Annotated in this window: 25 protein-coding genes; 2 read left to right on the forward strand and 23 right to left on the reverse strand. The window is 73.8% G+C overall.

Annotated features, from left to right (window positions below; translation table 11 throughout):
• Nucleotides 1-3 precede the first annotated feature (3 nt).
• From ACFPBZ_RS02455 to ACFPBZ_RS02475, 5 genes are all read right to left on the reverse strand, one after another.
• The gene (locus ACFPBZ_RS02455; protein ID WP_378034409.1) at nt 4-462 is read right to left on the reverse strand and encodes a PGPGW domain-containing protein; all 459 of its coding nucleotides are present in this window, start codon (nt 460-462) and stop codon (nt 4-6) included.
• Nucleotides 463-518: 56 nt separating this feature from the next.
• Nucleotides 519-716, reverse strand: coding sequence for an Lsr2 family DNA-binding protein (locus tag ACFPBZ_RS02460; protein WP_378034410.1), 198 nt, complete (start codon nt 714-716; stop codon nt 519-521).
• Between the two features lie 80 nt (nt 717-796).
• Nucleotides 797-1,309, reverse strand: a complete 513-nt coding sequence (msrA, locus tag ACFPBZ_RS02465; protein ID WP_378034411.1) for a peptide-methionine (S)-S-oxide reductase MsrA — start codon at nt 1,307-1,309, stop codon at nt 797-799.
• Between the two features lie 63 nt (nt 1,310-1,372).
• Nucleotides 1,373-2,545, reverse strand: a complete 1,173-nt coding sequence (locus ACFPBZ_RS02470) for an acyl-CoA dehydrogenase family protein (RefSeq protein WP_378034412.1) — start codon at nt 2,543-2,545, stop codon at nt 1,373-1,375.
• Nucleotides 2,546-2,563: 18 nt separating this feature from the next.
• Nucleotides 2,564-3,676: an LLM class flavin-dependent oxidoreductase gene (locus ACFPBZ_RS02475; RefSeq protein ID WP_378034413.1), complete on the reverse strand. Its 1,113-nt coding sequence runs from the start codon at nt 3,674-3,676 to the stop codon at nt 2,564-2,566.
• A gap of 248 nt (nt 3,677-3,924) precedes the next feature.
• Between ACFPBZ_RS02475 and ACFPBZ_RS02480 the strand changes: the two genes are divergently transcribed.
• Complete coding sequence (locus ACFPBZ_RS02480; RefSeq protein WP_378034414.1) at nt 3,925-4,413, forward strand: beta-class carbonic anhydrase; 489 nt, start codon at nt 3,925-3,927, stop codon at nt 4,411-4,413.
• 51 nt (nt 4,414-4,464) lie between these two features.
• Here ACFPBZ_RS02480 and ACFPBZ_RS02485 read toward each other — a convergent pair whose 3' ends face one another.
• The 5 genes from ACFPBZ_RS02485 to ACFPBZ_RS02505 all read right to left on the reverse strand — a co-directional run bounded on the left by ACFPBZ_RS02485 (nt 4,465) and on the right by ACFPBZ_RS02505 (nt 9,702).
• Entirely contained in the window at nt 4,465-5,715 is a 1,251-nt protein-coding gene (locus ACFPBZ_RS02485; protein ID WP_378034415.1) for a sulfate adenylyltransferase subunit 1, read from the reverse strand.
• A gap of 1 nt (nt 5,716) precedes the next feature.
• Nucleotides 5,717-6,649, reverse strand: coding sequence for a sulfate adenylyltransferase subunit CysD (cysD, locus tag ACFPBZ_RS02490; protein WP_378034416.1), 933 nt, complete (start codon nt 6,647-6,649; stop codon nt 5,717-5,719).
• Nucleotides 6,646-7,365: a phosphoadenylyl-sulfate reductase gene (locus ACFPBZ_RS02495; protein ID WP_378034417.1), complete on the reverse strand. Its 720-nt coding sequence runs from the start codon at nt 7,363-7,365 to the stop codon at nt 6,646-6,648. Before ACFPBZ_RS02495 ends, cysD begins: the two co-directional genes overlap by 4 nt.
• A 121-nt stretch (nt 7,366-7,486) precedes the next feature.
• A complete protein-coding gene (locus ACFPBZ_RS02500) occupies nt 7,487-9,259 on the reverse strand; it encodes a nitrite/sulfite reductase (protein WP_378034418.1) in 1,773 nt (590 codons plus the stop codon).
• 107 nt (nt 9,260-9,366) lie between these two features.
• Nucleotides 9,367-9,702: a putative leader peptide gene (locus ACFPBZ_RS02505; protein WP_378034419.1), complete on the reverse strand. Its 336-nt coding sequence runs from the start codon at nt 9,700-9,702 to the stop codon at nt 9,367-9,369.
• Between ACFPBZ_RS02505 and hemW the strand changes: the two genes are divergently transcribed.
• On the forward strand, nt 9,598-10,830 hold the full coding sequence (gene hemW, locus ACFPBZ_RS02510) for a radical SAM family heme chaperone HemW (RefSeq protein ID WP_378034420.1): 1,233 nt from the start codon (nt 9,598-9,600) through the stop codon (nt 10,828-10,830). The genes ACFPBZ_RS02505 and hemW overlap by 105 nt on opposite strands.
• A gap of 2 nt (nt 10,831-10,832) precedes the next feature.
• Here hemW and ACFPBZ_RS02515 read toward each other — a convergent pair whose 3' ends face one another.
• The 13 genes from ACFPBZ_RS02515 to ACFPBZ_RS02575 all read right to left on the reverse strand — a co-directional run bounded on the left by ACFPBZ_RS02515 (nt 10,833) and on the right by ACFPBZ_RS02575 (nt 23,812).
• On the reverse strand, nt 10,833-10,997 hold the full coding sequence (locus tag ACFPBZ_RS02515; protein ID WP_378034421.1) for a hypothetical protein: 165 nt from the start codon (nt 10,995-10,997) through the stop codon (nt 10,833-10,835).
• A 52-nt stretch (nt 10,998-11,049) separates the two neighbouring features.
• Complete coding sequence (locus ACFPBZ_RS02520; protein ID WP_378034422.1) at nt 11,050-11,358, reverse strand: PE domain-containing protein; 309 nt, start codon at nt 11,356-11,358, stop codon at nt 11,050-11,052.
• Nucleotides 11,359-11,408: 50 nt separating this feature from the next.
• The gene (locus ACFPBZ_RS02525; RefSeq protein WP_378034423.1) at nt 11,409-12,563 is read right to left on the reverse strand and encodes a WXG100-like domain-containing protein; all 1,155 of its coding nucleotides are present in this window, start codon (nt 12,561-12,563) and stop codon (nt 11,409-11,411) included.
• Nucleotides 12,563-12,934, reverse strand: a complete 372-nt coding sequence (locus ACFPBZ_RS02530; RefSeq protein WP_378034424.1) for a hypothetical protein — start codon at nt 12,932-12,934, stop codon at nt 12,563-12,565. Before ACFPBZ_RS02530 ends, ACFPBZ_RS02525 begins: the two co-directional genes overlap by 1 nt.
• A gap of 85 nt (nt 12,935-13,019) precedes the next feature.
• Complete coding sequence (locus tag ACFPBZ_RS02535; RefSeq protein WP_378034425.1) at nt 13,020-13,616, reverse strand: hypothetical protein; 597 nt, start codon at nt 13,614-13,616, stop codon at nt 13,020-13,022.
• 10 nt (nt 13,617-13,626) lie between these two features.
• A complete protein-coding gene (locus tag ACFPBZ_RS02540) occupies nt 13,627-14,466 on the reverse strand; it encodes an EamA family transporter (protein ID WP_378034426.1) in 840 nt (279 codons plus the stop codon).
• 203 nt (nt 14,467-14,669) lie between these two features.
• Entirely contained in the window at nt 14,670-15,284 is a 615-nt protein-coding gene (locus tag ACFPBZ_RS02545; RefSeq protein WP_378034427.1) for a hypothetical protein, read from the reverse strand.
• Between the two features lie 63 nt (nt 15,285-15,347).
• Complete coding sequence (locus ACFPBZ_RS02550; RefSeq protein ID WP_378034428.1) at nt 15,348-17,072, reverse strand: acyclic terpene utilization AtuA family protein; 1,725 nt, start codon at nt 17,070-17,072, stop codon at nt 15,348-15,350.
• Nucleotides 17,069-17,854: a TIGR03084 family metal-binding protein gene (locus tag ACFPBZ_RS02555; RefSeq protein ID WP_378034429.1), complete on the reverse strand. Its 786-nt coding sequence runs from the start codon at nt 17,852-17,854 to the stop codon at nt 17,069-17,071. Before ACFPBZ_RS02555 ends, ACFPBZ_RS02550 begins: the two co-directional genes overlap by 4 nt.
• Before the next feature lie 4 nt (nt 17,855-17,858).
• The gene (locus ACFPBZ_RS02560) at nt 17,859-18,668 is read right to left on the reverse strand and encodes an enoyl-CoA hydratase/isomerase family protein (protein ID WP_378034430.1); all 810 of its coding nucleotides are present in this window, start codon (nt 18,666-18,668) and stop codon (nt 17,859-17,861) included.
• Nucleotides 18,665-20,164 carry a class I adenylate-forming enzyme family protein gene (locus ACFPBZ_RS02565; protein WP_378034431.1) on the reverse strand — a complete coding sequence of 500 codons (1,500 nt, stop codon included), beginning with the start codon at nt 20,162-20,164 and terminating at the stop codon, nt 18,665-18,667. The genes ACFPBZ_RS02560 and ACFPBZ_RS02565 overlap by 4 nt, the downstream gene beginning before the upstream one ends.
• 76 nt (nt 20,165-20,240) lie before the next feature.
• Nucleotides 20,241-22,211 (reverse strand): ATP-binding protein, encoded by a 1,971-nt coding sequence (locus ACFPBZ_RS02570; protein WP_378034432.1) that lies wholly within the window; start codon nt 22,209-22,211, stop codon nt 20,241-20,243.
• A gap of 2 nt (nt 22,212-22,213) precedes the next feature.
• On the reverse strand, nt 22,214-23,812 hold the full coding sequence (locus ACFPBZ_RS02575) for an acyl-CoA carboxylase subunit beta (protein WP_378034433.1): 1,599 nt from the start codon (nt 23,810-23,812) through the stop codon (nt 22,214-22,216).
• Between the last annotated feature and the right edge of the window lie 5 nt (nt 23,813-23,817).

Below are 23,817 nucleotides of genomic sequence, written 5' to 3' on the forward strand. Positions count from 1 at the left end.
CGCCTACAGCCCGACGGTCGCGCGCACCCACTCGATCACACCGAAGTGCTGCAGCGCCCACACCCCGACCACCACGGCGACGATCCCGCCCACCGTGATCGCGATCGAGCTGACGGGGTGGCGCTTCGCGTGCTCCCAGGCCTCGCGGCCCTTGACCTTGAAGCGCAGGAAGAGCCGCTGCGCCCAGGCGAACTCGGTGGACCAGATCCACAGCCCGACGAGGACCGGGGGGATCGTCAGGGGGCCGGGCAGCACCGACAGGGCGATGCCCCCGGCGATGAACAGGAGCCCGACGACGAAGACGAGCACGCGGTAGAACGTGCGCGTGGCGGGGTTGCTGCGCAGCCGGTACCGCAGGCTGCCGCGGGGCACCGCCGCCGGCTCGCCCAGCGGCTCGGGCTCCGCGTCCCCGGGCCCCGTGGCGACGGGCTCCGTGGCGACGCGCTCGTCGTCCGTGCTCACCTGGGGGTCTCCCGTCCTCGCCTGCCCACGGAGAGCCTGTACCCCGGATCCGGCGCCTACTCGCGCAGCTGGCGCCGCCGGCGGTACTGGTCGACGATGCCGTACGGCAGCGGACCGCTGGAGGACACGGGGAGACCCTGCTCGCGGGCCCACATGCGGGCGGAGGCCACGAAGCCGGCGACGGTGCCCTTGCGGGCGGGTTCGTCGGCGTCGTGGCGGGCCAGGGGCCTGGTCGGTTCGCGCTTCTCGGACATTGGGTCCACCTCCGGAGGTCCCCGCGGGTGCGGGGACCTCCAGGACTACCCCTGTGACCGGAGTCTCACAAGGTGGATCGTCAGGCGTTCTGCTCGGCGCGCTTCGGCAGGACCCAGCCCGGGCGCACGAAGTGGCAGGTGTAGCCCCAGGGCTGCTTCTGCAGGTAGTCCTGGTGCTCGGGCTCGGCCTCCCAGAAGTCCCCGGCCGGCTCCACCTCGGTGACGACCTTCCCGGGCCAGAGGCCCGAGGCGTCGACGTCGGCGATGGTGTCGAGCGCGACCTGACGCTGCTCGTCGGAGGTGTAGTAGATCGCCGACCGGTAGCTGCGCCCGAGGTCGTTGCCCTGGCGGTCCTTCGTCGACGGGTCGTGGATCTGGAAGAAGAACTCGAGGATCTCGCGGTAGGAGATCACGTCGGGGTCGTAGACGACCTCGACGGCCTCGGCGTGGTCGCCGTGGTTGCGGTAGGTCGCGTTCGGCACGTCGCCGCCGGAGTAGCCGACGCGGGTGGAGACGATGCCGGGGCGCTTGCGCAGCAGCTCCTGGGCGCCCCAGAAGCATCCGCCGGCGAGGATCGCGGTCTCGTGGGCCATGGGTTGGTCCTCCTTGGAATCGACACCGGCTGCAACAGCCCGGGCGGGTGGGCTATGCCCTCGTCAGAAGTACCCGTTGGCGGGCAGGGGCTGGCCGGCGATGCGCAGCCGGCCCAGCGCGGCCGCCTTGTACGAGGCCGGGTTGTGCAGGGTGATCGTGCGCAGGTTGCGCCAGTGCCGGTCGAGGTTCTTCGCGGTGCTCGACGCCGACGCGCCGCCCACGTCGAACAGCGCCGTCGCCGCGTCGGTCGCGACCCGGTCGAGGTGCACCTTCACCGCGCTCACCGCGTACGACGCGGCGGGCCCGGCCGCCTCGTCGTCCTCCGCCGCGGCGACGGCGTCGGCGGCGGTGAGCACGGCCGACTCGGCGACCCACGCGGTCGCGGCGAGGCGCCCGACCGTCTCCTGCAGGATCGGGTCGTCGACCGGGCTCGGGGCCGGGGCGTGGTCGAACGTCCGGGTCCGCGACCGGACGAGCCCGGCCGCGTCGGTGACCACCGAGCGCAGCACCCCGGCGACCACCGCGTGCAGGTAGAGCTGCAGGAACGGCACGTCGGACGCGGCGCGGCGCTCGTGGCGCGGGCGGACCGACAGGAACTCCTCGGGGTGCACCGGCACGCGCTCGAACCGCGTCGTCCCGGTGCCGGTCCGCCGCTGGCCCATGCCGTCCCAGTCGTCGACCACCGAGACGCCCGGCCGGTCGGCGGGCACGAGCACCGTCGCCACCCCGCCATCAGGTCCGTAGGTGGCGCCCTCGGCGCGGGCCGCGACCGAGATCCAGTCCGAGTAGAGCGTGCCGGTGCTGTAGTACTTCACGCCGTCGAGCACCCACCCGGAGCCGGAGGGCTCGAGCGTCGTCGTGAAGTCGTGGTTGCCCGCCGACACCGTGCCGGTCTCGGAGATGGCGTTGCCGAACACCTTCCCGGCGCGGACCTCGTCGAGCCAGCGGCGCCGAAGGTCCGGGTCCTCGAGGCGGAGGAACCGCAGCACCTGGCTGTAGTGGGTGCGCAGCACGTGGGCGACGATCGGGTCGGCCTCCGCGAGGTCGATCACGAAGGCGAACAGCTCGCGGATCGACGCGCCCCGCCCACCCTCCTCGACCGGCAGCGACAGTGCCGTGAGCCCGGCCCGCGCGACCGCCGCCACCTGGTCGAACGGGCCCTCGTCGCTGCGCTCCCGCTCGGCGGCACCCTCCGCGATGCCTGCGAGCAGGTCGGTGATCTCTGGGGAGGACATCGGCTCCATCGTGCCGAATCAGGCCGGGACCTGCTCGCGCCGGGCGACCTCGTCACGCACCAGCGGCAGGAGGTCGCGTCCGTAGGCGGCCGTGTCGTCGAGCGGGTCGTACCCGCGCAGGAGGAACGTGGTCACGCCGAGGTCGACGTAGTCGAGGAGCGCGGCCGCCACGGTCTCCGGGGTCCCGACGAGCGCCGTGGAGTTCCCGGCGCCCCCGCTCGCGGCCGCCGTCGGGGTCCACAGGCACCGGTCGTGCAGCTCGCCGCGCTCGGCGGCGGCCATCAGCCGCTGTGAGCCGACGTTGGTGCGCGTGGCCTCGTGGCCCGCGCGGTGGGTGGTGCGGCCGGTGAACGAGCCCCCGCCGCCGCCGTTCGCGACGATGCGGTCGAGCACGTCGTGCGCGCGCTCCCACGCCTGGTCCTCGGTGGCTCCCAGGACGGGGCGGAACGAGACGCTGATGCCGGGCATCGTCGTGCGACCCGCTGCGCGCGCGGCCTCGTGCACCGCCGTGATCTGCTCGGCGGTCTCGGCGAGCGGTTCGCCCCAGAGCGCGAACACGTCGGCGTGCTTCCCGCCGACCCGGTAGGCGTCGGCCGACGAGCCGCCGAAGTACACCGGGATCCGGGGCTGCTGGAGGGGGCGCGCGGCGGCGTGCACGTCGGTGACGTCGTAGAACTCGCCGCGGTGGTCGAACGGCTCCTCGTCGGTCCAGGTCCGCTTGACGACCTCGAGGTACTCGTCGGTGCGCCGGTAGCGGGCCGCCTTGTCGACGTGGTCGCCGTCGCGGGCCTGGTCGGCGTCGCTGCCGCCGGAGATCGTGTGCATGGCGACCCGGCCCCCGGAGAACCGGTCGAGGGTCGCGAACGCCCGGGCCGCGAGGGTGGGGGCCATGAACCCGGGGCGGTGCGCGACGAGGTAGCCGAGCGAGTGCGTGTGCGCCGCGGCGAAGGCGGCGACCTGCAGCCCGTCGGGGCCCGACGAGCTGTGCCCGACCAGCACCTTGTCGAAGCCGGCCTCCTCGTGCACGCCGACGAACCGGTACAGGAAGTCGGGGTCGATCGCCGGCCCGGAGGGCGGGTGGATCTCCGAACCGTGCCGGGTGGCGACCTGACCGATGAACTCGACGGGCATGGTGGGGGGTGCCGCAGGCCCGTGCGCACTAATCCGTGGTGGGCACGGATTACTGCTCACAGGCCAGACATGGCACTCTATGCGCATGTGCGCAGGTGGACTCGACGCCTTCTGGCCGAGCCGCCGCGTCCAGGAGTTCGATCAGTGGTGTCGCCGGGCCGCGTGAGCCCGCGCCCTCCCTGCTCCCCGCGTGTGACTCCGCGGCCGGTCCGTGCCGTCCACCCCGAACTCCAGCCGAAGGACCCCACATGTCGGTCACCGACGAGTACCTGAAGAACAACGAGAGCTACGTCGCGAACTTCCCCGGCGAGCTGCCGCTGCCGCCCGCCCGCAAGACGGCCGTCGTCGCCTGCATGGACGCCCGCGTGAACCCCTACGGGGCGCTGGGTCTCAAGGAAGGCGACTCGCACGTCATCCGCAACGCCGGCGGCATCGTCGCCGACGACACGATCCGCTCGCTCGCGATCAGCCAGCACCTCCTCGGCACCGAGGAGATCATCCTGATCCACCACACCGACTGCGGCATGGTGACCTTCACCGACGAGCAGTTCGCCGACATCCTCGAGAAGGAGGCCGGTCAGCGCCCCTCGTGGACGGCCAACGCCTTCCCCGACGCCGAGCAGGACGTCCGCGACTCGATCAAGCGCATCACCGACAGCCCGTTCATCAAGAACAAGGGCTCGGTGCGCGGCTTCGTCATCGACGTGGCGACCGGGAAGCTCAACGAGGTGGCGTAAGCCTTGTGAGCATTAGTCCGTGTCCAGGCACGGATTAGTGCTCACAAGTGCTCACTTCCCGACGAGGCCCGCCGCCAGGGTGTCGCCGGCCTGCGGGTCGATGACCAGGAACGAGCCGGTGGCGGCGACGACGTCGTAGTCGTCGAGCGGCAGCGGCTCGGCCACCGTGATCGCGACGTGCCCGATGTCGTTGATCTCCAGGGTGCCCGGGTCGGCGTCGAGATCGAGGGTCTGGATGTCGAGCCGGTCGGTGATCCCGGTGATCATCGCCTGCACCGTGTGCGTGCCGTGCTTGACGAGCAGCCGTCGTCCGGGAACGAGGGGCTTGTCGTGCAGCCAGGCGAGCGTCGCGGTGAACTCGGTGACGGCCTCGGGAGCCGAGCCGGCGGCCGCGAGGAGCGCGCCGCGGGCGATGCCGAGGTCGTCGGCGAGGCGCAGCACCACGCTCTCGCCCACCGATGCCGACTGCTGCTCGCCCTCGAACCGGTCGATGCCCGCGACGGTGGTGCGCTGCCCGTCGGGGAGGACGACGACCTCGTCGCCCACCGACACCGTGCCGGCGGCCACGAGGCCCGCGTAGCCGCGGTAGTCGGGGAGCTCGGCCGAGCGCGGCCGGATCACGGTCTGCACCGGGAACCGGAACGGCGCGGCCTCGTCGGGAACGGCCACGGGCACCGTCTCGAGGTGGTCGAGCAGGGTCGGCCCGTCGTACCAGGGGGTGCGCTCGGAGGGGAGCACCACGTTGTCGCCGACCTTGGCCGACACCGGGATCGTCACGACCTCGTCGTCGGAGTAGCCCAGCGCCGTCGTGTGGTCGCGGAACTCCTTCGCGATGCGGGTGTAGACGCCCTCGTCGTAGTCGGCGAGGTCGATCTTGTTGACCGCGAGCACGATCCGCGGCACGCGCAGCAGGGCCATCACCGCGGCGTGGCGGCGGGTCTGCTCGACGACGCCGTGGCGCGCGTCGACCAGCAGCACGGCGAGCTGCGCGGTGGAGGCGCCGGTGACCGTGTTGCGGGTGTACTGGACGTGGCCGGGGGTGTCGGCGAGGACGAACGAGCGGCGCGGCGTCGCGAAGTAGCGGTACGCCACGTCGATCGTGATGCCCTGCTCCCGCTCCGAGCGCAGGCCGTCGACCAGCAGCGACAGGTCGGGCTCGCCGTCGGCCGACCGCGAGGCGCGCTCGACGGCCTCCATCTGGTCGGCGAGGACCGACTTGGTGTCGTAGAGCAGGCGCCCGACGAGCGTGGACTTGCCGTCGTCCACGGAGCCGGCGGTGGCGAGACGCAGAAGGTCGGTCACGTCAGAAATACCCTTCCTTCTTGCGGTCCTCCATGGCGGCCTCGGAGAGCCGGTCGTCGGCCCGCGTGGCGCCGCGCTCGGTCAGCCGGGACTCCCGGACCTCGGCGAGCACCTCGTCCAGCGACGTCGCGTCCGACTCGACCGCGCCGGTGCACGACCCGTCGCCGACGGTGCGGTAGCGCACGGTCTTCCGGACGACCTCCTCGCCGTCGCGGGCCCCGCCCCACGGCCCGGAGGTGAGCCACATGCCGTCGCGGAGGAAGACGTCACGGGTGTGCGCGTAGTAGATCGTCGGGAGCTCGATGCCCTCGCGGGCGATGTAGCGCCAGACGTCGAGCTCGGTCCAGTTCGACAGCGGGAACACGCGCACGTGCTCGCCGGCCTTGTGGCGCCCGTTGTAGAGGTTCCACAGCTCCGGGCGCTGCCGCGAGGGCTCCCAGGCGCCGAACGCGGTGCGCAGGCTGAAGATGCGCTCCTTGGCCCGGGCCCGCTCCTCGTCGCGCCGGCCGCCGCCGAACACGGCGTCGTGGCGGTGCTCGGCGATGGCGTCGAGCAGGGGAGTGGTCTGCAGCGGGTTGCGGGTGCCGTCGGCGCGCTCGGACAGGCGCCCGTCGTCGATGTAGTCCTGCACGCTCGCGACCTCGAGGGTGAGGCCGTAGCGCTCGACCACCTGGTCGCGGAACTCGATGACCTCGTCGAAGTTGTGGCCCGTGTCGACGTGCAGCACCGGGAACGGGACCGGCGCCGGCCAGAACGCCTTGCGCGCCAGGTGCACCAGCAGCATGGAGTCCTTGCCGCCGGAGAACAGGATCGCGGGGCGGTCGAACTCGCCGGCGACCTCGCGCATCACGTGGATGGCCTCGGACTCGAGGGCGTCGAGCTGGTCGACCTGCTTGGCCGGGGACGCGGGGCGGGTGGTGACGTCGAGGCTCATCCGTGCAACCCGCATTCGGTCTTGGTGAAGCCCGCCCAGCGGCCGCTGCGCGGGTCGGCGCCGGGCGCCGGCTTGGCCGTGCAGGGCTTGCAGCCGATCGACGGGTAGCCCTCGCCGACCAGGGGGTTCACCAGGATCGCGTTCTCGGCGATGTAGGCGTCCATCTGCTCGTCGCTCCAGTGGGCGATCGGGTTGACCTTGGCCAGCCCGTGCTTCTCGTCCCAGGTGACCAGCGGGGTGTTGGCGCGGGTCGGGGCCTCGACGCGGCGGACGCCGGTGACCCAGGCGTCGTAGAGCGCGAGCGTCTTCTTCAGCGGCTCGACCTTGCGCATATTGCAGCACGACGCGGGGTCGGAGGCGAAGAGGTCCTTGCCGAACGTCGCGTCCTGCTCGGCGACCGTGAGCTCGGGATGGGCCTCGACGATGTTCACCCCGTAGACCTGGGCCACCGCGTCGCGGGTCCCGAGGGTCTCCGCGAAGTGGTAGCCGGTCTCGAGGAAGAGCACGTCGACCCCGGGCCGCGCCTCGGCGCCGAGCTTGACGAGCACCGCGTCCTGCATGTTCGACGCGACGATCAGCCGGTCGCCATAGGTCCGCGCCGCCCACGCGAGGATGTCGTGGGTCAGCTCGACGTGGTCGGTGGAGTCCTCCAGCGCCGCGAAACGCTCGCCGGCCGCCAGGGCGTCGGCCCTGGTCACGCTTTCCGTGCTCGTCATGCGACCACTCCTGTGACGACGAAGGTGCTACGGCAGTCGGCGCACTCCCACGCGTTCTCCGGGGTCTCCCGGGGGCGCAGGTCCTGCTCTCCGCAGTACGGGCAGTACTGGAGGGCCAACCTCATTGGAGCTGACCTTCTTCCGCCCGCACGACCCACTGGGCGAAGCGCTCGCCCTCGGCGCGGTTCTCGACGAAGGCCCGGACGAGCCGCTCGACGTAGGGGCCGAGGTCGTCGGAGAGCACCTTGTGGCCGCGGAGCTTCCGGCCGAACCCGGAGTCGAGGCCGAGCCCGCCGCCGAGGTGGACCTGGAAGCCGGCCGCGGGGTTGCCGTCGGCGTCGTTGACGATCTGGCCCTTGAGCCCGATGTCGGCGACCTGGACCCGCGCGCACGAGTTGGGGCAGCCGTTGAGGTGGATCGAGATCGGGTCGTGCAGGTCGCCCGCGACGTCGGCGCAGAGCTTCTCGAGCTCGCCGACGAGGTCGCCCGCGCGGTTCTTCGTGTCGACGAAGGCGAGCTTGCAGAACTCGAGCCCGGTGCAGGCCATCGTCGCGCGGCGGAAGACGCTGGGCCGGGCGGGCAGGCCCAGGTGGTCCAGCGCGTTCGTCAGGGTCTCGACCCTGTCCTCGGCGACGTCGAGCACCAGCAGCTTCTGGTACGGCGTGAGGCGGACCCGGGTCGAGCCCACGTCCTCGGCGGCCTTCGCGACCCCGACGAGCGTGGAGCCGCTCGTCCGGCCGGCCGGCGGCGCGACCCCGACGAACTTGCGGCCGTCGGTCTGGTCGTGGATGCCGACGTGGTCGATGGTGCCCGCGATCGCCTCGGGCGCCGGCCCGTCGATCAGCTTGCGGTGGAGGTACTCGTCCTCCATGACCTGGCGGAAGCGCTCGGGGCCCCAGTCGGCGATGAGGAACTTGATGCGGGCGCGGGTGCGCAGGCGGCGGTAGCCGTAGTCGCGGAAGGTCTGGACCACCGCGTGCCACACGTCGGGGACCTCCTCGAGCGGGACCCAGGCGCCGAGGCGGACCGCGAGCTTCGGGTTGGTCGAGAGCCCGCCCCCGACGTGGATGTCGAAGCCGGGGCCGTGCTCGGGGTGCACCACGCCGACGAAGCTGACGTCGTTGACCTCGTGCGCCACGTCCTGCTGGCCCGAGATCGCGGTCTTGAACTTGCGGGGCAGGTTCGACAGCGACCGGTCGCCGATGAACCGCTCGACGATCTCGGTGATCGCCGGGGTGCCGTCGATGACCTCGTCGGCGCTGATCCCGGCGACGGGGGAGCCGAGGACGACGCGGGGGCAGTCGCCGCAGGCCTCGGTGGTGGAGAGGTTCACGGCCTCGAGCCGGCGCCAGATCTCCGGGACGTCCTCGACGCGGATCCAGTGCAGCTGGACGTTCTCGCGGTCGGTGATGTCGGCGGTGTCGCGGGCGAAGGTCTGGCTGATCTCGCCGATCACGCGCAGCTGCTCGGTGGTGAGCGCCCCGCCGTCGACCCGGACCCGCAGCATGAAGTAGGAGGCGTCGAGCTCCTCCTCCTCGACGTGTCCCGTGTCGGTGCCGGGGAAGCCCTCGGCGCGCTGGGTGTAGAGGCCCATCCACCGGAAGCGCCCGCGCAGGTCGGCCGGGTCGATCGAGTCGAACCCGCGGTGCGCGTAGATGTTCTCGATGCGCGCCCGCACGTTGAGCGGGTTGTCGTCCTTCTTGGACTGCTCGTTCTTGTTGAGCGGCTCGCGGTAGCCCAGCGCCCACTGGCCCTCGGCCTTGCCCTTGCGGGCGCGCTTCGGGGCGGGCTTCACCGGCGTCTCGTCGATGTCGCCGCGCAGGCCGAGCGGGGTGGTCTCGGCGTAGGACTCCTCGGGGGTCGAGGCACCTTCGCTGGACGGGGCGCTGGTCATCGGTGGTGCGTCCTCCGGGGAGCGGGCGCACGCGTCCGCCCGGAGCCGGTCGCGCACACCCGCTGACGATCGTGGTGGTGGGTGCCCTCGTGGGCGTCAGCGGTGCTTCAGCAAGCCCGGCAGAGTGCGCTGGCGACACGCGCGAGATCGACGTGGGGTCGACCGACGAGCATCGGGTCCAGGGAACGCACGAGCGCCAACACTGCCACGTCGGGCAGCGTGATTCCACCGGCGCCCGTAGGGGACTCGTCACCTGGTTGTGCACTGCACGCTCGTGAGCACGTCGAGGGGCCATGGCCCCGCCGACTGCTCACCAGCGCGGAGCGCACACTGGAGGCGTGCCCTCCGTGCCTCCCGGCGGCGAACCCGCCCCGGCCGACGGCGCGCTGCCCCCCGACGCCCTGACCGGGCTGGGCTCGCGCCCGTTCGGCGTCTACGTCCACGTCCCGTTCTGCGCAACGCGCTGCGGGTACTGCGACTTCAACACCTACACCGCCTCCGACCTGGGCCTCACGGGTTCCGACGACCCGGCGTCGCCCGCGTCCTGGCTCGAGGGCCTGCGCCGCGAGCTCGACCTCGCCGCGCGCGTGCTCGGCTCGCCGCCGGCCGCCGACACGGTGTTCCTCGGCGGCGGCACCCCGTCGCTGCTCGGCGCCGAAGGTCTGGTCGCGGTGCTCGACGCCGTCCGGTCGTCGTTCGGGCTCGCCCCCGGTGCGGAGGTGACCACCGAGGCCAACCCGGAGTCGACCACCCCGGAACTGCTCGCCGCGATCGCCGACGCCGGCTACACCCGGCTCTCGCTGGGGATGCAGTCCGACGTCGACCACGTGCTCGCCGTCCTCGACCGCCGCCACACGCCCGGCGCGGCCGTCTCGGTGGCCTCGGCCGCTCGCGCGGCGGGCCTGGAGCACGTCAACCTCGACCTGATCTACGGCACGCCCACCGAGACCGACGACGACCTGCGCCGCTCCCTCGACGCCGTGCTCGCCTCGGGCGCCGACCACGTCTCCGCCTACTCGCTCATCGTCGAGGACGGCACGGCGCTGGCCCGCCGCCTCGCGCGCGGCGAGCTGCCGATGCCCGACGACGACGTCCTCGCCGACCGCTACGAGATCGTCGACGACGTCCTCGCGGCCGCCGGGTTCGGCTGGTACGAGGTGTCGAACTGGGCGCGCTCCGAGGCCGCCCGCTGCCGGCACAACCTCGGCTACTGGTCGGGCGGCGACTGGTGGGGCGCCGGGCCGGGCGCGCACTCCCACGTCGGCGGGGTCCGCTGGTGGAACGTGCGCCATCCCGCCCGCTACTCGAAGCGGCTCGCCGCGGGGGAGTCCCCGGCCGAGGCCCGGGAACTGCTCACGGCGGCCGACCGGCACGTCGAGCAGGTGCTGCTGGCGCTGCGCACCGTCGAGGGCCTGGCCACGGCGGTGCTCGACGAGGCCGGCCGCACGGCGGGGGAGCGGGCGGTGCACGACGGCCTGCTCGACGAGGGCGGCTGGGCGCGCGGGCGCGCGGTGCTCACCGACCGCGGGCGGCTGCTCGCGGACGGCGTGGCGATCTCGCTGACCGGCTGACCTCAGCTGCCGAACGACATGTACCGGTGCCCGCGCTGGGCGAGGGCGATCAGGACGCCGCCGGCCACGAACAGGCACGCCCCCACCGCGGGCTGACCGAGCACGAGCCCGGTGAAGCCCCCGGCGAGCACGACGATGACGAGCAGGTCCCGGAGCGCGCGCAGCACGCCGGTACTGTCGCGCGCCGCGAGGCCGGCCGCCATTCCGACACGTCGGGCGTCACCCGCCCGGGCCGAACCCCGCGGCGCCGTCGGTGTCGGCGCCCCGGTACTCCCGCGCCGTGCCGCGGAGCCCGTCGCCGAGCGAGCCGAGGGCGCCGGCCTCCCGCTCGAGCGCCGCGAGCCCCTCGGCGGCCTTCCGGTCGTACTGCGCGGCGAACGCCCGGCCCTGCTCGTCGCCCCCGAGCGGGTCGCCGGCCAGTGCGGCGCGCAACGCCGCCGCGGCCTCGGCGGCGATCCGGGCGGCCTCGTCGAGCCGTCCGGCCGCGGCGTCGAGCTCGTCCGGGTGGGTTCCGAAGCCTCCGCTCACGGCGTCGACGGTAGGCACGGGCGTGCGGCCGTGGGTGCCGTTCGCGCGGATCAGGGCCAGAAGACGCTGACGTCGCCGTCGAACACGAACTGCACCGACGACGGCAGCTCGAGCCCCTCGGCCCGGGCCCGCAGCACCGCGGCGACCAGGCCCGCGCCGCCGACCTCGACGTCGAGCCCCACCGCCCGCCCGTCGACCAGCAGCTCGCCGGTGCCCTGCCGGGCGAGGCGCCCGCTGGCCTCCAGCACCGCGGCCTCCACCGCCTCGGCCGTCGGGACCTCGGGCTCGGTGATCTCGACGACGCGGCCGCGGTCGGCGGGGTCAGTGCGGACGAGCGCCCCCGTGTCGGTGCGGGCGTGGACGCTGAAGCCCTGGTCCTGAAGCAGCCGGGCGCCGGGGAGCTGGTGCGGCGCGAACGACGCGGCCGGCGTCTCGTGCACCCCGGCCCGGAACAGCGGCCCGAGCGAGCCCCGGCCGGCGGGGTCGAGCGCGACGGAGATGCGGCCGTCGAGCTCGCCCAGGTCGTGGGCCACGGACGGCCGGGCCGGTCGCGCCAGCCCGCCGACGACGCCCCCGAGGACCCCGCCGAAGAGGCCCCCGGTCGCGGCGGCCCCCGCGGTCTCGGCCGCCGAGTAGCCGCCGTGCCCGAACCCCTCGACGCGCACGGGCTGGGTCACCGCGAGGTCGACCGCCGCCGCCTCCGCCGCCCCGAACACGGCGCCCACCACGACCCCGCCCACGATCGCCGCCGCCGTGGCCGAGAGCTCCACCCCGATCGCCGCGGCGGCCGCGACCAGCCCCGCGCTCACCCCGGCCGCGGCCGCCGCCGACGCCCCGAAGGTCAGCCACGCGAGGCCGACCCCGGCGACGATCGTCGCGCCGGCCGTGATCGCCAGCTCCCGGACCCGCGCCTTCGCCTCCCCGGCGGCCGCGGCGTAGCGGCGCAGGGCCTCCGCGAGGGCGCGGCAGCCGACGGCGTCGTCGTGCAGGGCGGTCTCGTGGCCGGTCCATGCCGCGGTGAACCGGTCGGCCGCCTCGCCGCTCCACCCGGTCCGCGCCTGCACCGCCCCGGCGCGCCCGACCTCGGCGGCCCGGTCGAGCTCGCCGGCCGCCCGGTCCCACGCCGCGGCGGCCGACTGCAGCGCCTCCTCGTCGGCGGCGGGCCACCACAGTCCGACCTGCGAGACGACCTCGTCGAGCGCCATCAGCGCGGCACGGCCTGCGCCGCGACGGGCCGCGCCGTGACGACCTGCCCGTCGCCCGCCGACAGGACCACGACCACCTCGCCGGTGTGGATCCAGGTGTTCGAGCGCTCGTCGTAGACCGGCGGCTCCGGGCTCGCGAGCGTGCGGGCGATCGCCTCGAGCGAGACCGTGCGCCAGTCGATGCGCCGGAAGCCGTAGTAGCGGGAGCCGCAGAGCAGCGCCGACTCCCCGGCGCCGCGGGCGAACACCCGCACCACCTCGTCCTCGGCGGTGTGCGGGCCGCAGACCTCGCGGGGCTCGGCGGACGCGGGGAGCGGGACGAGCAGCAGGCTCGCGGCGGCGAGGGCGAGCAGCAGCGGACGACGGGACACCGGGACCTCCTCCAGCAGCGGGTCCTGACGACCAGGACCCCTCGTCCCCTTGGAGTGCGCCCGCGCGCGATCGGTTCCCGACGATTCAGCGGCGGTCGATCAGGGTCGTGATCCGCACCCACGAGGGCGCCGTGGGGGTCGACCCGAACCCGAAGTGCACCGCCGGCGACACGGGCCGCAGCCCGCCCTGGTCGGCGCCGTCGAGGTCGGTGCGGGCGGCGACGATGCGGTGCAGGTCGCGGGCGCCGTAGTACTCGGTGCGCCCGTTCCCGGCACTCCCCACCGTGCGGACGCCGGGCAGCACCCGGCGGGCGATCGCGTCGATCGTCGCGATCCAGCGCGGGCTCGTCGCGAGCCGGGGTGGCACGGCGCGCAGCAGGAACCCGAGCGGCGACCGGCGCCCTACGCGGAAGCGTGAGGTGAGGCCGCCCGCGGTGAGGACGAGGTCGTCGTCCTCGCTGTACAGCTCGACGGGTACCAGTCGGACCTCGTCGAACGTGTACGTGGTGCCGACGAAGTCGGCGACCTCCTGCGAGGGCGCCAGCAGCACGCGGTGCCCGCCGGGGTGCTCGAGCATGACGTCGGTGAACGGGCCCAGCGGGGAGTGCGGCCAGTGCCCCACCACGAGCCGCAGCCCCGCGTCGGTGCCGATCCCGCCGATCCAGCCGTCGAAGTGTTCCATCGGGCGGCGGCTACCCGGTCAGGTCGACGATCACGATGCCTGCCGTGACGATCACGGCCGCGACCGTGCGCCGCCACCCGAAACGCTCGCCGAGGAACAGCGTCCCGATGACGGCGCCGATGACGATGCTGGTCTCGCGCAGGGCGGCGACGGCGGCGGTCGCCCCGCTGGTCTGGGCGACGAGCACGAGCCCGTACGCCGCGAGCGACACGAGCCCCCCGACGAACCCGATCGCGAGCGTCGCCGGCCGCACGCGCAGCAGCCCCCGCCCGCGCCGCGCCACCGCGATCAGGGGCAGCACCGGGCCCTGCACCAGGAACATCCACGACGCGTAGAGCAGCACCGGCGTCCGCGCGACGGCCCCGGCGTCGACGACGGTGTAGCCCGCGATGAACACCCCGGTGGCCACCGCGGCGCCGAGCGCGGGCAGCGTCGCCCGGGTGAGCCGGCCGCCGTCGAGGGCGAGGCTGACCAGCCCGAGCGAGATCACCGCGACCCCGACGAGCTGCAGCGCCGGCAGCCCGTCGCCGAACGCCACCTCGTAGAGCGCGACGACCCACGGCGCCGTCCCGCGCGCCACGGGGTAGACCTGACTGAACTCGCCGAGCTGGTAGCTCCACCACAGCAGCAGCGTGTAGACGACGTGCAGCCCGGCCGAGCCGAGCACGGCGGGCCACGCGTCGGCGGGCGGCAGACCGAGCACGAGCGCGCCGGCCCCGCCGACGACGACGTAGGACAGCCCGATCAGCGCGAAGCCGACGAGGCGGTCGTCGACCCCGTGGGCGATGGCGTTCCACACGGCGTGCAGCACGGCCGCGAGCAGGGTGATGGCGATGACGGAGAAGGACACCGGACGGCTCCTGGGCGTCGGGCCCGCTCCGGGAAGCGGGCACGTCGGACGTGGAGCCCTCGGGGTTTCTCTCCCGTCAGGTGTCGGCAGGGGTGCTGCCGTGGCGCCGCTCGGTCCAGACCCCGGTCGCCCTGGTTGTGGGTCAGGAGACGGGCGGCGGACGGAACCCTAGGCGCAAGCGGGAGCGACCCTACGCCGTCCGGTCAGTCGCGGGGGTGCCGACGACGGCCCTCGTCGAGCATGTCGGCGGAGAGGTCGCGGGCGTCCGGGTCGGTCCGCGCGTCGAGCCGGCGCGCGATGGTCAGCAGCTCCTGCAGGTTCGCCCACACCTGGTCGGTGCCCGTCTCCGCGCGGGCCGCGCCCCACACGACGGCGGCGAGCCGGCGGTCGGGGTCGACCAGCGCCCCGCCCCAGGCCCGGGTCCCGGCGAGCCGTTCGGCGAGCCCGCAGATCTCCAGGACGGTCGGGTCGGTGACGTCGACGGACGGGCCCGCGCCGCAGTGGGTCTCCCGGTAGGTGCGGCGCGGGTCGTCGTGGCGCACCGCGATCCACCCGCCCGCCGCCACGACCACTCCGGCGACGAACCACAGGACGTGCCCGACGATGCCGCCGCCGAGCGCCCACGAGGCGCCGACCCCGGCGGCCACGACGCCGAGCAGGGCGATCACGTCCGCGGCGGAGCCGTGCTGCACCACGAGCCGGCCCCGGGACTCGTCGAGGTCGCCCCGGGCCGCGACGACGTCGGGATCGAACACCCGGTAGCCGGTCGGCGTCGCGACGAGCTGCGGCAACGGCGTCCGCCGGTCCTTCGCGTCCATGGTTCCCTCCGCGGTCGAGGGGCCCGAGTGCAGTGCACGCCGACCGCGGCGGGATCCGTGGTCCTACTCGGGTCCTCCCTCGAGCAGCGCCTCCGGGACGTCGACGACCCGGCTGCGCAGGTACTCGCCGAGCCCCTTGGCCTGCGGGTCGGGCCGGGTCGACGACGCGACCCCGTCGCCCAGGATCCCGTGCACCACGACGTTGAGGGCGCGCAGGTTCGCCAGCTCGTGCACCTCGATCTCCAGCTCCGCGGCCTCCGGCCCGAGCAGCTCGCGCGCGCGATCGATCGTCAGGAACCCGCGCAGCCAGGCGTAGGCCTCGTCGGTCCGGGCCCAGACGCCGATGTTCGCGTCGCCGCCCTTGTCGCCGGAGCGGGCGCCGACGACTCGCCCGAACGGCGCGCGAGTCGTCGGGCCGGTCGGGGCTGATGTCAGCGATGGCACGTCGCTGACGTCCAGTGGCAGCGAAGTGCCATCGCTGACACCCGGTGGGTCCGCCACGACCGAGCGCGACCCGTCGGGCAGCACCACCGTCTGCGTCACCGCCTCCCGCGGCACCGCGGCCGGCCGGTAGACCCCGAAGGCGGACTCGGCGGAAGGCGGGGTCGTCGTGTGAAAGCCCGCGTAGCCGCCGAGCGCCAGCTCCATCGTCGCGTTGGAGAAGGCCCGCCCGACGAGGCGCGGGTCGGGGTCCTTCACCGTGATCCGCAGGTGGGCGGTGGCCTCGGCGTTCGACGCGGCGTCGGGGTGGTCGAAGCGCAGCAGCCGCACGTCGACCTCGGCGAACCGGTCGCGCCCGCCCAGGACCTCGAAGAGCAGCTGCTCGGCGAACGCCGCCTTGGCCTGGATGTCGAGCCCCGTGAGCACGAGCGTCATCGTGTTGCGGTAGCCGCCGGCGTCGTTGAGCGCGACCTTGAGCGTCGGCGGGGGAGGGGTGCCGCGGACCCCGGTGATCTCCACGCGGTGCTCGCCGTCCTGCGTCAGGGACAGCGTGTCGAAGTGCGTGGTGCAGTCGGGCCCCGCGTAGGCGGGCGCGGCGATCTCGTAGAGCAGCTGCGCGGTGACGGTGCCGACCGAGACGAGCCCGCCGGTGCCCGGGTGCTTCGTGATCACCGACGAGCCGCCGGCCGCGACCTCGGCGATCGGGAACCCCGGGTAGCGCCGGTCGGTGACCTCGTCGAGGAACGAGTAGTTGCCGCCCGTGGCCTGCGGTCCGCACTCGATCACGTGGCCCGCGACCACCGCGCCCGCGAGCGCGTCCCAGTCGTCGCGGGCCCACCCGTGCCACCACGCGGCCGGCCCGACCACCAGCGACGCGTCGGTCACCCGCCCCGTCACCACCACGTCGGCGCCCGCGGCCAGCGCCTCCGCGATGCCCCAGGCGCCGAGGTAGGCGTTGGCCGAAACCAGCTTGCCGGCCACGGCCGGGACGATCGCGTCGAGCGAGCCGCGCAGGTCGTCGCCCTCGACGTAGGCGATCCTCGCGCCCGTCCCGAGCTCCTCCAGCGCGGCTGCGAGCCCCGCCGGGTTCAGCCCGCCCGCGTTGGAGACGACCTTGACCCCGCGCGCGACGCAGTCGGCCAGGACGTCGCGCATCTGGGCCAGGAACGTCTTCGCGTAGCCCGCCTCGGGGTCCTTGGCCTGGGCCTTCGCGAGGATGAGCATCGTCAGCTCGGCCAGGTAGTCGCCGCACAGGACGTCGACCGGCCCGCCGTCGAGCATCTCGCGCGCCGCCCCGAGCCGGTCGCCGTAGAAGCCGGAGATGTTGCCGATCCGGATCGCTGTCACCGCGGCTTCCGCCCCGTCCCCGCCTCGCCGGCGAACGCCTGCCCGATCTCGGCCCACTCCGTCGCCGCGTTCCCGACGATGCCCAGGGCAAGGTCGTCGCGGTGGCGCCGCTGGGTGATGAGCAGCGCGAAGTCCTCGGCGCTGCCGGTGATGCGGTCGGCGGCGTCGTCGGGACCCCACGTCCACGTCGAGCCGTCGGGCGCGGTGAGCTCGACCCGGATCGGGACCTCGGGCATCGGCCGGCCGTGCGCGTAGTAGCTGAAGGGCCGCGCGCCGACCCCGATGTGCGCGACGTGGCGCAGCCGTCCCGACGGCTCGTGGACCACGCCGACGGTGTCGAGCACGTCCTGGCCGTGGGCCCAGGTCTCCATGATCCGCGCGGTCAACGAGGACGCCGCGCTCATCGCCGGGCCGAACCAGGGCACGCGGGTCGACGGGTCGAGCTCGCGGAGCGCCGCGATCAGGCGGCCCCGGGCCTCGTCGTACCAGGCGAGCATCTCCGCGCCGGACAGGTCGCGGAACTTCTCGACGAACGTGTCGGGGCTGACGCCGCCCTCCGCGTCCATCGCCGCCTTCTCCGCGAGGAACGCGTCGGGGTCGGTCGCGGAGCGCAGGGCGACGTCGTCGAAGTAGGCGAGGTGGGAGACCTGGTCGGCGATCGTCCAGCCCTCGGCGGGGGTCGGGAGCCGCCACTGCTCCTCGGTGAGCCCCGCGAGGACGTCCCGGAGCACCGCCGACTCGGCCGCCAGGTCGTCGCACAGCGCCGTCATCGACACCGGCATCGGTCTACCTCCCCGTCCAGATCGGAGAACGCCGGTCGCGGAACGCCGCCGGTCCCTCCTGCGCGTCGGCCGACCGGTACACCGGGGCCCAGATCTCCTCGGCCTTCTCGTAGGCCTCCGCCAGCGAGTGGCTCGCCGACAGGTACGCCGTCTTCTTACCGGCCGCCACCGACAGCGGGGCGTTCCCCGCGATCGTCCGGGCCAGCTCCTGCGTGCGCGCGTGCAGGTCGGCGGCGGGCACCACGTGGTTGACCAGGCCCACCTCCCGGGCCCGCGCCGCGTCGAGCGGGTCGCCGGTCAGCAGGATCTCCAGCGCCACCCGGGGCGGGACCAGCCACGACAGCGGCGCCGCCCACGGCGACCCCCGCCCCACCTTCACCTCCGACACGGCGAACCGCGCGTGCTCGGCGGCGACCACGAGGTCGCACTGCTGGGCGAGCAGGAACCCGCCGGCGTACGCGACGCCGTTGACCGCGGCGATCGTCGGCTTCCGCACGTCGATGTTGCGGCCGAACTGGGGCAGGAAGTCGGGCGGCGGGACCTCCAGCGCGGTCTCGGCCATCTCCTTGAGGTCGCCGCCCGCGCAGAACGCCTTCTCGCCCGCGCCGGTGAGGACCAGCACCGCCGCGGACTCGTCGGAGACGAAGCGCCGCGTGCCCTCCCACAGCCCGTCGCGGACGTCCTTGCTGAGCGCGTTCCGGGCCTCGGGACGGTCGATCGTCAGCCAGGCGACGCCGTCGTCGACCTCGTAGGTCACCACTGCGTCGGCCTCCGGCGCGCCAGCTCCGCTGCGCTTCGTGTCGCCCACACTCACGGGAACATCCTCCGCAGCTCCGGCCGGTTGAGCTTCCCGCTGCCGGTGCGCGGCAGGGTCTCGACGACCTCGATCCGTCGCGGCCGGTGCATGCCCTGCAGGTCGGGGTGCACGGCGCACCACTGGTCGATCTCCACCGCGCTCACCCCGGGCCGGTTCGTGACGACCACCGCGGTCACCTGCTCCACCCACCGCTCGTGGGCGGTGCCGATCACGGCGACCTCGGCGAGGTCGGGGTGCCCCGCGAGGTGCTCCTCGACCATCTGCGGGAACACGTTCTCCCCGCCCGAGACGATCATGTCGTCGATCCGATCGACGTAGTAGAGGTAGCCGTCGGCGTCGCGGGACATGAGGTCGCCGGTGCGGAACCAGCCGTCGACGAACTTGTCGGGCGCCTCCACGCCCCAGTACCCGGGCGTCACCGCGTCGCCCAGCACCCACAGCTCGCCGACCGCGGGGTCGCCGGGCTCCAGGTCCGGCGAACCGTCGACCGGCACCAGCCGTGTCCGCACCACCTGCGAGAGCGGCTTGCCCATCGAGTCGGGCCGCCGATCCTCGCCCGGCGCGTAGGTGACGACGAGGCCGCTCTGCTCGGTCTGCCCGTAGATCTCGGTGCCCCGGATGCTGGTGCCCTTCTCCAGCCGCTCGATCGCCGCGGTGGGGGTGCGGGAGCCGCCGAACATGCAGATGCGGAACGAGTCGAGCGTGACCGGCGCCTGCACCGTCCGGTTGCCGACGTCGATCATCATCGTGGAGATCAGGCCGCCGTAGGTGGGGCGCAGCTCCTGCACCAGCTCGAGCCAGCGGACCACGTCCCAGCGCGGCATGAAGGTGATCTGCCCGCCGCGCAGCAGGATCGGCAGGCCCGCGAGCTGCAGCCCGCCGACGTGGAACATCGGCATGCAGTTGAGGACGTGGTCGTCGCCGGTGATCTCGTAGAGGTCGATGACGCCCTCGACCTGCGCGACGGTGTTGCGGTGGGTCTGCCGCACGCCCTTGGGCACGCCGGTGGACCCGGAGGTGTACATGAGCAGCGCGTCGTCGCGGTCGAGGCGCGGCACCACGCCGTCGATCGGCTCGGCCCGCTCCAGCGCCGCCGCGAACGAGCCCTCGGCGCCCGTCGTGAGGACCGCCGGACCGTTGCCCTCCAGCAGGGTCTCCACACGCTCGACGTCGCCGGGCGGCAGGACGACGAGGCGGGCGCCGGAGTCGAGCAGGGCGTGGCGCAGCGGGGCGTCGGGGAACATGTAGTTCAGCGGCACCCCGACCGCGCCGGCCTGCCAGGCCCCGAACAGCGCGACGAGGTACTCGAGGCAGTTCGGGGCGAACACCGCGACCCGGTCGCCCTCGCCGACCCCGGTGGCCCGCAGGAATCCCGCGAAGCGGGCGGCCCGGTCGGCGAACTCCGCATAGCCGACCTCGTCGTCGTCGAGCCGGAGCGCGACCCGCTCGGAGTGATCGCGCGCCGCACGGCGCAGCAGGGTGGCGATGTTCATCGTCGGGATCCCTTCCGGAACGTCTCGAATCCCTCGGTGGCGGCCCTCGACCGCCGTGCCACCTCGGCGGGCGCGCTCACGAGGCGGCCTCCTCGGGCTCCTCGACGACGGCGAGGACCTGCCGCGTCTCCACCTGGTCGCCCGGGGCCACGCGCATCTCCCCGACGATGCCGTCGACGGGCGCCGCGACGGTGTGCTCCATCTTCATCGCCTCGAGCACGACGAGCGCCGCGCCCGCCGCGACCGTATCGCCGGTCGACGCGAGCACCCGGACGACCGTCCCGGGCATGGGCGCGAGCAGCGAGCCGGCGTGCGCGACGGCGTTCGGGTCGGCGAAGCGGGGGACGTCGCGGAACGCGCTGGAGCCGTCGGGGCCGTCGACGAACGTGTGCCCGTCCGCGCGGTGCACGCGGTACGTGCGCCGGACCCCGTCGACCTCCAGCGCCACCTGCTCCGGGGAGGCCGACACCGCGTCCACGGCGAGCGGCTCCCCGTCGACGGCCACGTCGAGCCGCGACCGGCGGGACGCGTAGGTCACCTCGACCGTGCGGTCGCCGACGCCGTAGGAGATGGCCTGCGGCGGCCCGCCGACGTTGCGCCAGCCCGACGGCAGCCCGCGCAGCACCGGGGCCCCGGCCCGGTGCTCGGCCTGACGGGCCAGCGCGGCCGCCGCGGCCCGCACCCGCTCGCGGTGGTCGGGCTCCGGCGTGACGAGCTCGGGGTGGCGCGGCAGGTAGCCGGTGTCGGTCCCGCCGGCGAGGAACTCCTCGTCGCGCAGGATGCCGACGAGCAGGTCGCGGTTGGTGGTGACGCCGTGGATACCGGCCTGCGCGAGGGCGCGGGCGAGCGTGCGGGCGGCCTCGGCGCGGGTGGCGCCGTGGGCGATGACCTTGGCGAGCATCGGGTCGTAGTGCGGGCTGACCACGGAGCCGTCGACCACCCCGGCGTCGACGCGCACTCCGCGCAGCCCGGGGATCGCGAACCGGTGCAGCGTCCCCGTCGCGGGCAGGTACCCGGCGGGCACGTCCTCGGCGTAGAGCCGGACCTCGATCGCGTGCCCGTCGATCCGGGCCCCGGTCACCTCCGCCGGGAGCCGGTCGCCCTCCGCGATCCGCAGCTGCAGGGCCACCAGGTCGAGCCCGGTGATCAGCTCGGTGACCGGGTGCTCGACCTGCAGGCGGGTGTTGACCTCGAGGAAGAAGAACGCCCCGGCCTGGTCCAGGACGAACTCCACGGTTCCGGCGCCGGTGTAGCCGATGGCCTTGCCGGCCGCGACGGCGGCCGCCCCGAGCTCGGCGCGCAGCGCCTCGTCGACCGCGGGGGAGGGGGCCTCCTCCACGATCTTCTGGTAGCGGCGCTGGATGGAGCACTCGCGCTCGAAGAGGTGGACGACCTCACCGCCGGCGTCCCCGACGATCTGCACCTCGACGTGGCGCGGGTCCTCCACGAACCGCTCGAGGAACACCGTGCCGTCGCCGAACGCGGAGGCGGCTTCCCGACGAGCGCCGTCGACGGCCTCGTGCAGGTCCGCGGCGGTCCGCACGATGCGCATCCCCCGCCCGCCACCGCCGAAGGCGGCCTTGACCAGCACGGGGAAGCCGATCCTCTCCGCCACGGCTTCGAGGTCGGTCGAGTCGGTGACCGTCGCGCCGGGCAGTACCGGGACCCCGGCGGACTCCATCAGCGCCTTCGCCTCGAGCTTCGACCCCATCGACGCGATCGCCTCGGGGGTCGGCCCGACGAAGGTCAGCCCGGCCGCCGCGCAGTCGCGGGCGAAGCCGGCGTTCTCGGAGAGGAACCCGTACCCGGGGTGCACCGCGTCGGCGCCCGTCGCGCGGGCGGCGGCGATGACGAGGTCGCCCCGCAGGTAGGTCTCGGTGGGGGTCGCCCCGGGCAGGCGCACGGCCTCGTCGGCGAGCGCGACGAACGGGGCGTCGGTGTCGGGGTCGGAGTACACCGCGACGGTGCCGATCCCGAGAGCGTGCGCGGTGCGCATGACCCGGGCGGCGATCTCACCGCGGTTGGCGACCAGCAGCTTCTCGATCATGCTCACATCCGGAAGACGCCGAAGCCACGACGGCCGGCGACGGTGTTGGAGTGGACGGCCGAGAGCGACATGCCGAGCACGGTGCGGGTGTCCCGGGGGTCGACGATGCCGTCGTCGTAGAGCTTCCCCGAGATGTAGAAGCTGTGGGACTCGGCCTCGATCTGCGCCTCGATGGCCCGCGTGCGGGCGGCGTCGGCCTCGTCGTCGAACGGCTTGCCCTGCGACTCCGCGGACGCCCGCCCGACGATCGACATGACGCCGGCGAGCTGGGCCGCGCCCATCACGGCGAGCTTGGCGCCGGGCCAGGCGAACATGAGGCGCGGGTCGTACGCGCGGCCCGACATGCCGTAGTTCCCCGCGCCGAACGACGACGCCATGTTGACCGTCAGGTGCGGGACCGCGCTGTTGGTCACCGCGTTGATCATCTTGGCGCCGTCCTTGATGATCCCGCCCTGCTCGTAGTCGGTGCCCACCATGTAGCCGGTGGTGTTCTGCAGGAAGATCAGCGGGGTGTCGGTCTGGTTGGCGAGCAGGATGAACTCGGTGGCCTTCTTGGCCTCCTCGCTGAACAGCACGCCGCGGTGGTTGGCGAGGACCCCCACCGGATAGCCGTGGATGCTCGCCCAGCCGGTGACCAGCGAGGTGCCGTAGAGCGGCTTGTACTCGTCGAACTCCGAGCCGTCGACGGTGCGGGCGAGGACCTCGCGGGGGTCGAACGGCACCTTCGTGTCGGGCGGGACGATGCCGAGGATCTCCTCGGGGTCGTAGAGCGGCTCCGGAGCGTGCGCGGACGGCGGCGGGCCCAGCTTGCGCCAGTGGAACCGGGAGACGATCTCGCGTCCGAGCCGGATGGCGTCCCGCTCGTCGGTGGCGAAGTAGTCGGACAGGCCCGAGACGCGCGAGTGCATCTCGGCCCCGCCCAGCGACTCGTCGTCGGCGGTCTCCCCGGTGGCCATCTTCACGAGCGGCGGACCGCCCAGGAACACCTTCGCGCCCCGGTCGACGAGCACCGCGTAGTCGCACATGCCCGGGACGTACGCCCCGCCGGCGGTGGAGTTGCCGAAGACCAGCGCGACCGTCGGGATGGCCATCGACGACAGCTCGGTGAGCTCGTGGAAGATGCGCCCGGCCGGGACGAACAGGTCGACCTGCGTCGGCAGGTCGGCGCCGCCCGACTCGACGAGGTTGATCACCGGCAGCCGGTTGAGGCGCGCGATCTCGAGGGCCCGCAGCGTCTTGCGGAGCGAGTAGGGGTTCATCGCCCCTCCGCGCACGGTCGGGTCGTGGCCGATGACCACGCACTCCACGCCGGAGACCACCCCGATCCCGGTCAGGATCGAGGCGCCGACGGTGAAGTCGGTGCCCCACGCCGCGAGGGGGGAGAGCTCGAGGAAGGGGGAGTCGGGGTCGAGGAGCAGCGCGAGCCGCTCGCGCACGGGGAGCTTGCCCCGGTCGCGGTGGCGCTGCATGTAGCGCTCGCCGCCCCCGGCGACGACGAGGTCGAGCTGCTCGTCGAGCGCGGCGACGACCTCGAGCTGGTTCTTGCGGTTGCTGATGTAGGTCTCGGACGAGGTGTCGAGCAGGGAGTTGAGGACGGCCATCGGGG

It is taken from the genome of Actinomycetospora atypica (assembly GCF_042653685.1).
GTDB classification, from domain to species: Bacteria; Actinomycetota; Actinomycetes; order Mycobacteriales; family Pseudonocardiaceae; genus Actinomycetospora; species Actinomycetospora atypica.

What these genes read in the sequence shown, in the direction of transcription:
- ACFPBZ_RS02495 (WP_378034417.1), bottom strand. Translation starts at nt 7,365, where the DNA reads ATGACGAGCACGGAAAGCGTGACCAGGGCCGACGCCCTGGCGGCCGGC.
- ACFPBZ_RS02500 (WP_378034418.1), bottom strand. Translation starts at nt 9,259, where the DNA reads ATGACCAGCGCCCCGTCCAGCGAAGGTGCCTCGACCCCCGAGGAGTCC.
- ACFPBZ_RS02570 (WP_378034432.1), bottom strand. Translation starts at nt 22,211, where the DNA reads ATGATCGAGAAGCTGCTGGTCGCCAACCGCGGTGAGATCGCCGCCCGG.
- ACFPBZ_RS02525 (WP_378034423.1), bottom strand. Translation starts at nt 12,563, where the DNA reads ATGGCGCTCGACGAGGTCGTCTCGCAGGTCGGACTGTGGTGGCCCGCC.
- ACFPBZ_RS02460 (WP_378034410.1), bottom strand. Translation starts at nt 716, where the DNA reads ATGTCCGAGAAGCGCGAACCGACCAGGCCCCTGGCCCGCCACGACGCC.
- ACFPBZ_RS02575 (WP_378034433.1), bottom strand. Translation starts at nt 23,812, where the DNA reads ATGGCCGTCCTCAACTCCCTGCTCGACACCTCGTCCGAGACCTACATC.
- ACFPBZ_RS02470 (WP_378034412.1), bottom strand. Translation starts at nt 2,545, where the DNA reads ATGTCCTCCCCAGAGATCACCGACCTGCTCGCAGGCATCGCGGAGGGT.
- msrA (WP_378034411.1), bottom strand. Translation starts at nt 1,309, where the DNA reads ATGGCCCACGAGACCGCGATCCTCGCCGGCGGATGCTTCTGGGGCGCC.
- ACFPBZ_RS02535 (WP_378034425.1), bottom strand. Translation starts at nt 13,616, where the DNA reads ATGGAACACTTCGACGGCTGGATCGGCGGGATCGGCACCGACGCGGGG.
- ACFPBZ_RS02545 (WP_378034427.1), bottom strand. Translation starts at nt 15,284, where the DNA reads ATGGACGCGAAGGACCGGCGGACGCCGTTGCCGCAGCTCGTCGCGACG.
- ACFPBZ_RS02480 (WP_378034414.1), top strand. Translation starts at nt 3,925, where the DNA reads ATGTCGGTCACCGACGAGTACCTGAAGAACAACGAGAGCTACGTCGCG.
- ACFPBZ_RS02555 (WP_378034429.1), bottom strand. Translation starts at nt 17,854, where the DNA reads ATGCCGGTGTCGATGACGGCGCTGTGCGACGACCTGGCGGCCGAGTCG.
- ACFPBZ_RS02565 (WP_378034431.1), bottom strand. Translation starts at nt 20,164, where the DNA reads ATGAACATCGCCACCCTGCTGCGCCGTGCGGCGCGCGATCACTCCGAG.
- ACFPBZ_RS02475 (WP_378034413.1), bottom strand. Translation starts at nt 3,676, where the DNA reads ATGCCCGTCGAGTTCATCGGTCAGGTCGCCACCCGGCACGGTTCGGAG.
- cysD (WP_378034416.1), bottom strand. Translation starts at nt 6,649, where the DNA reads ATGAGCCTCGACGTCACCACCCGCCCCGCGTCCCCGGCCAAGCAGGTC.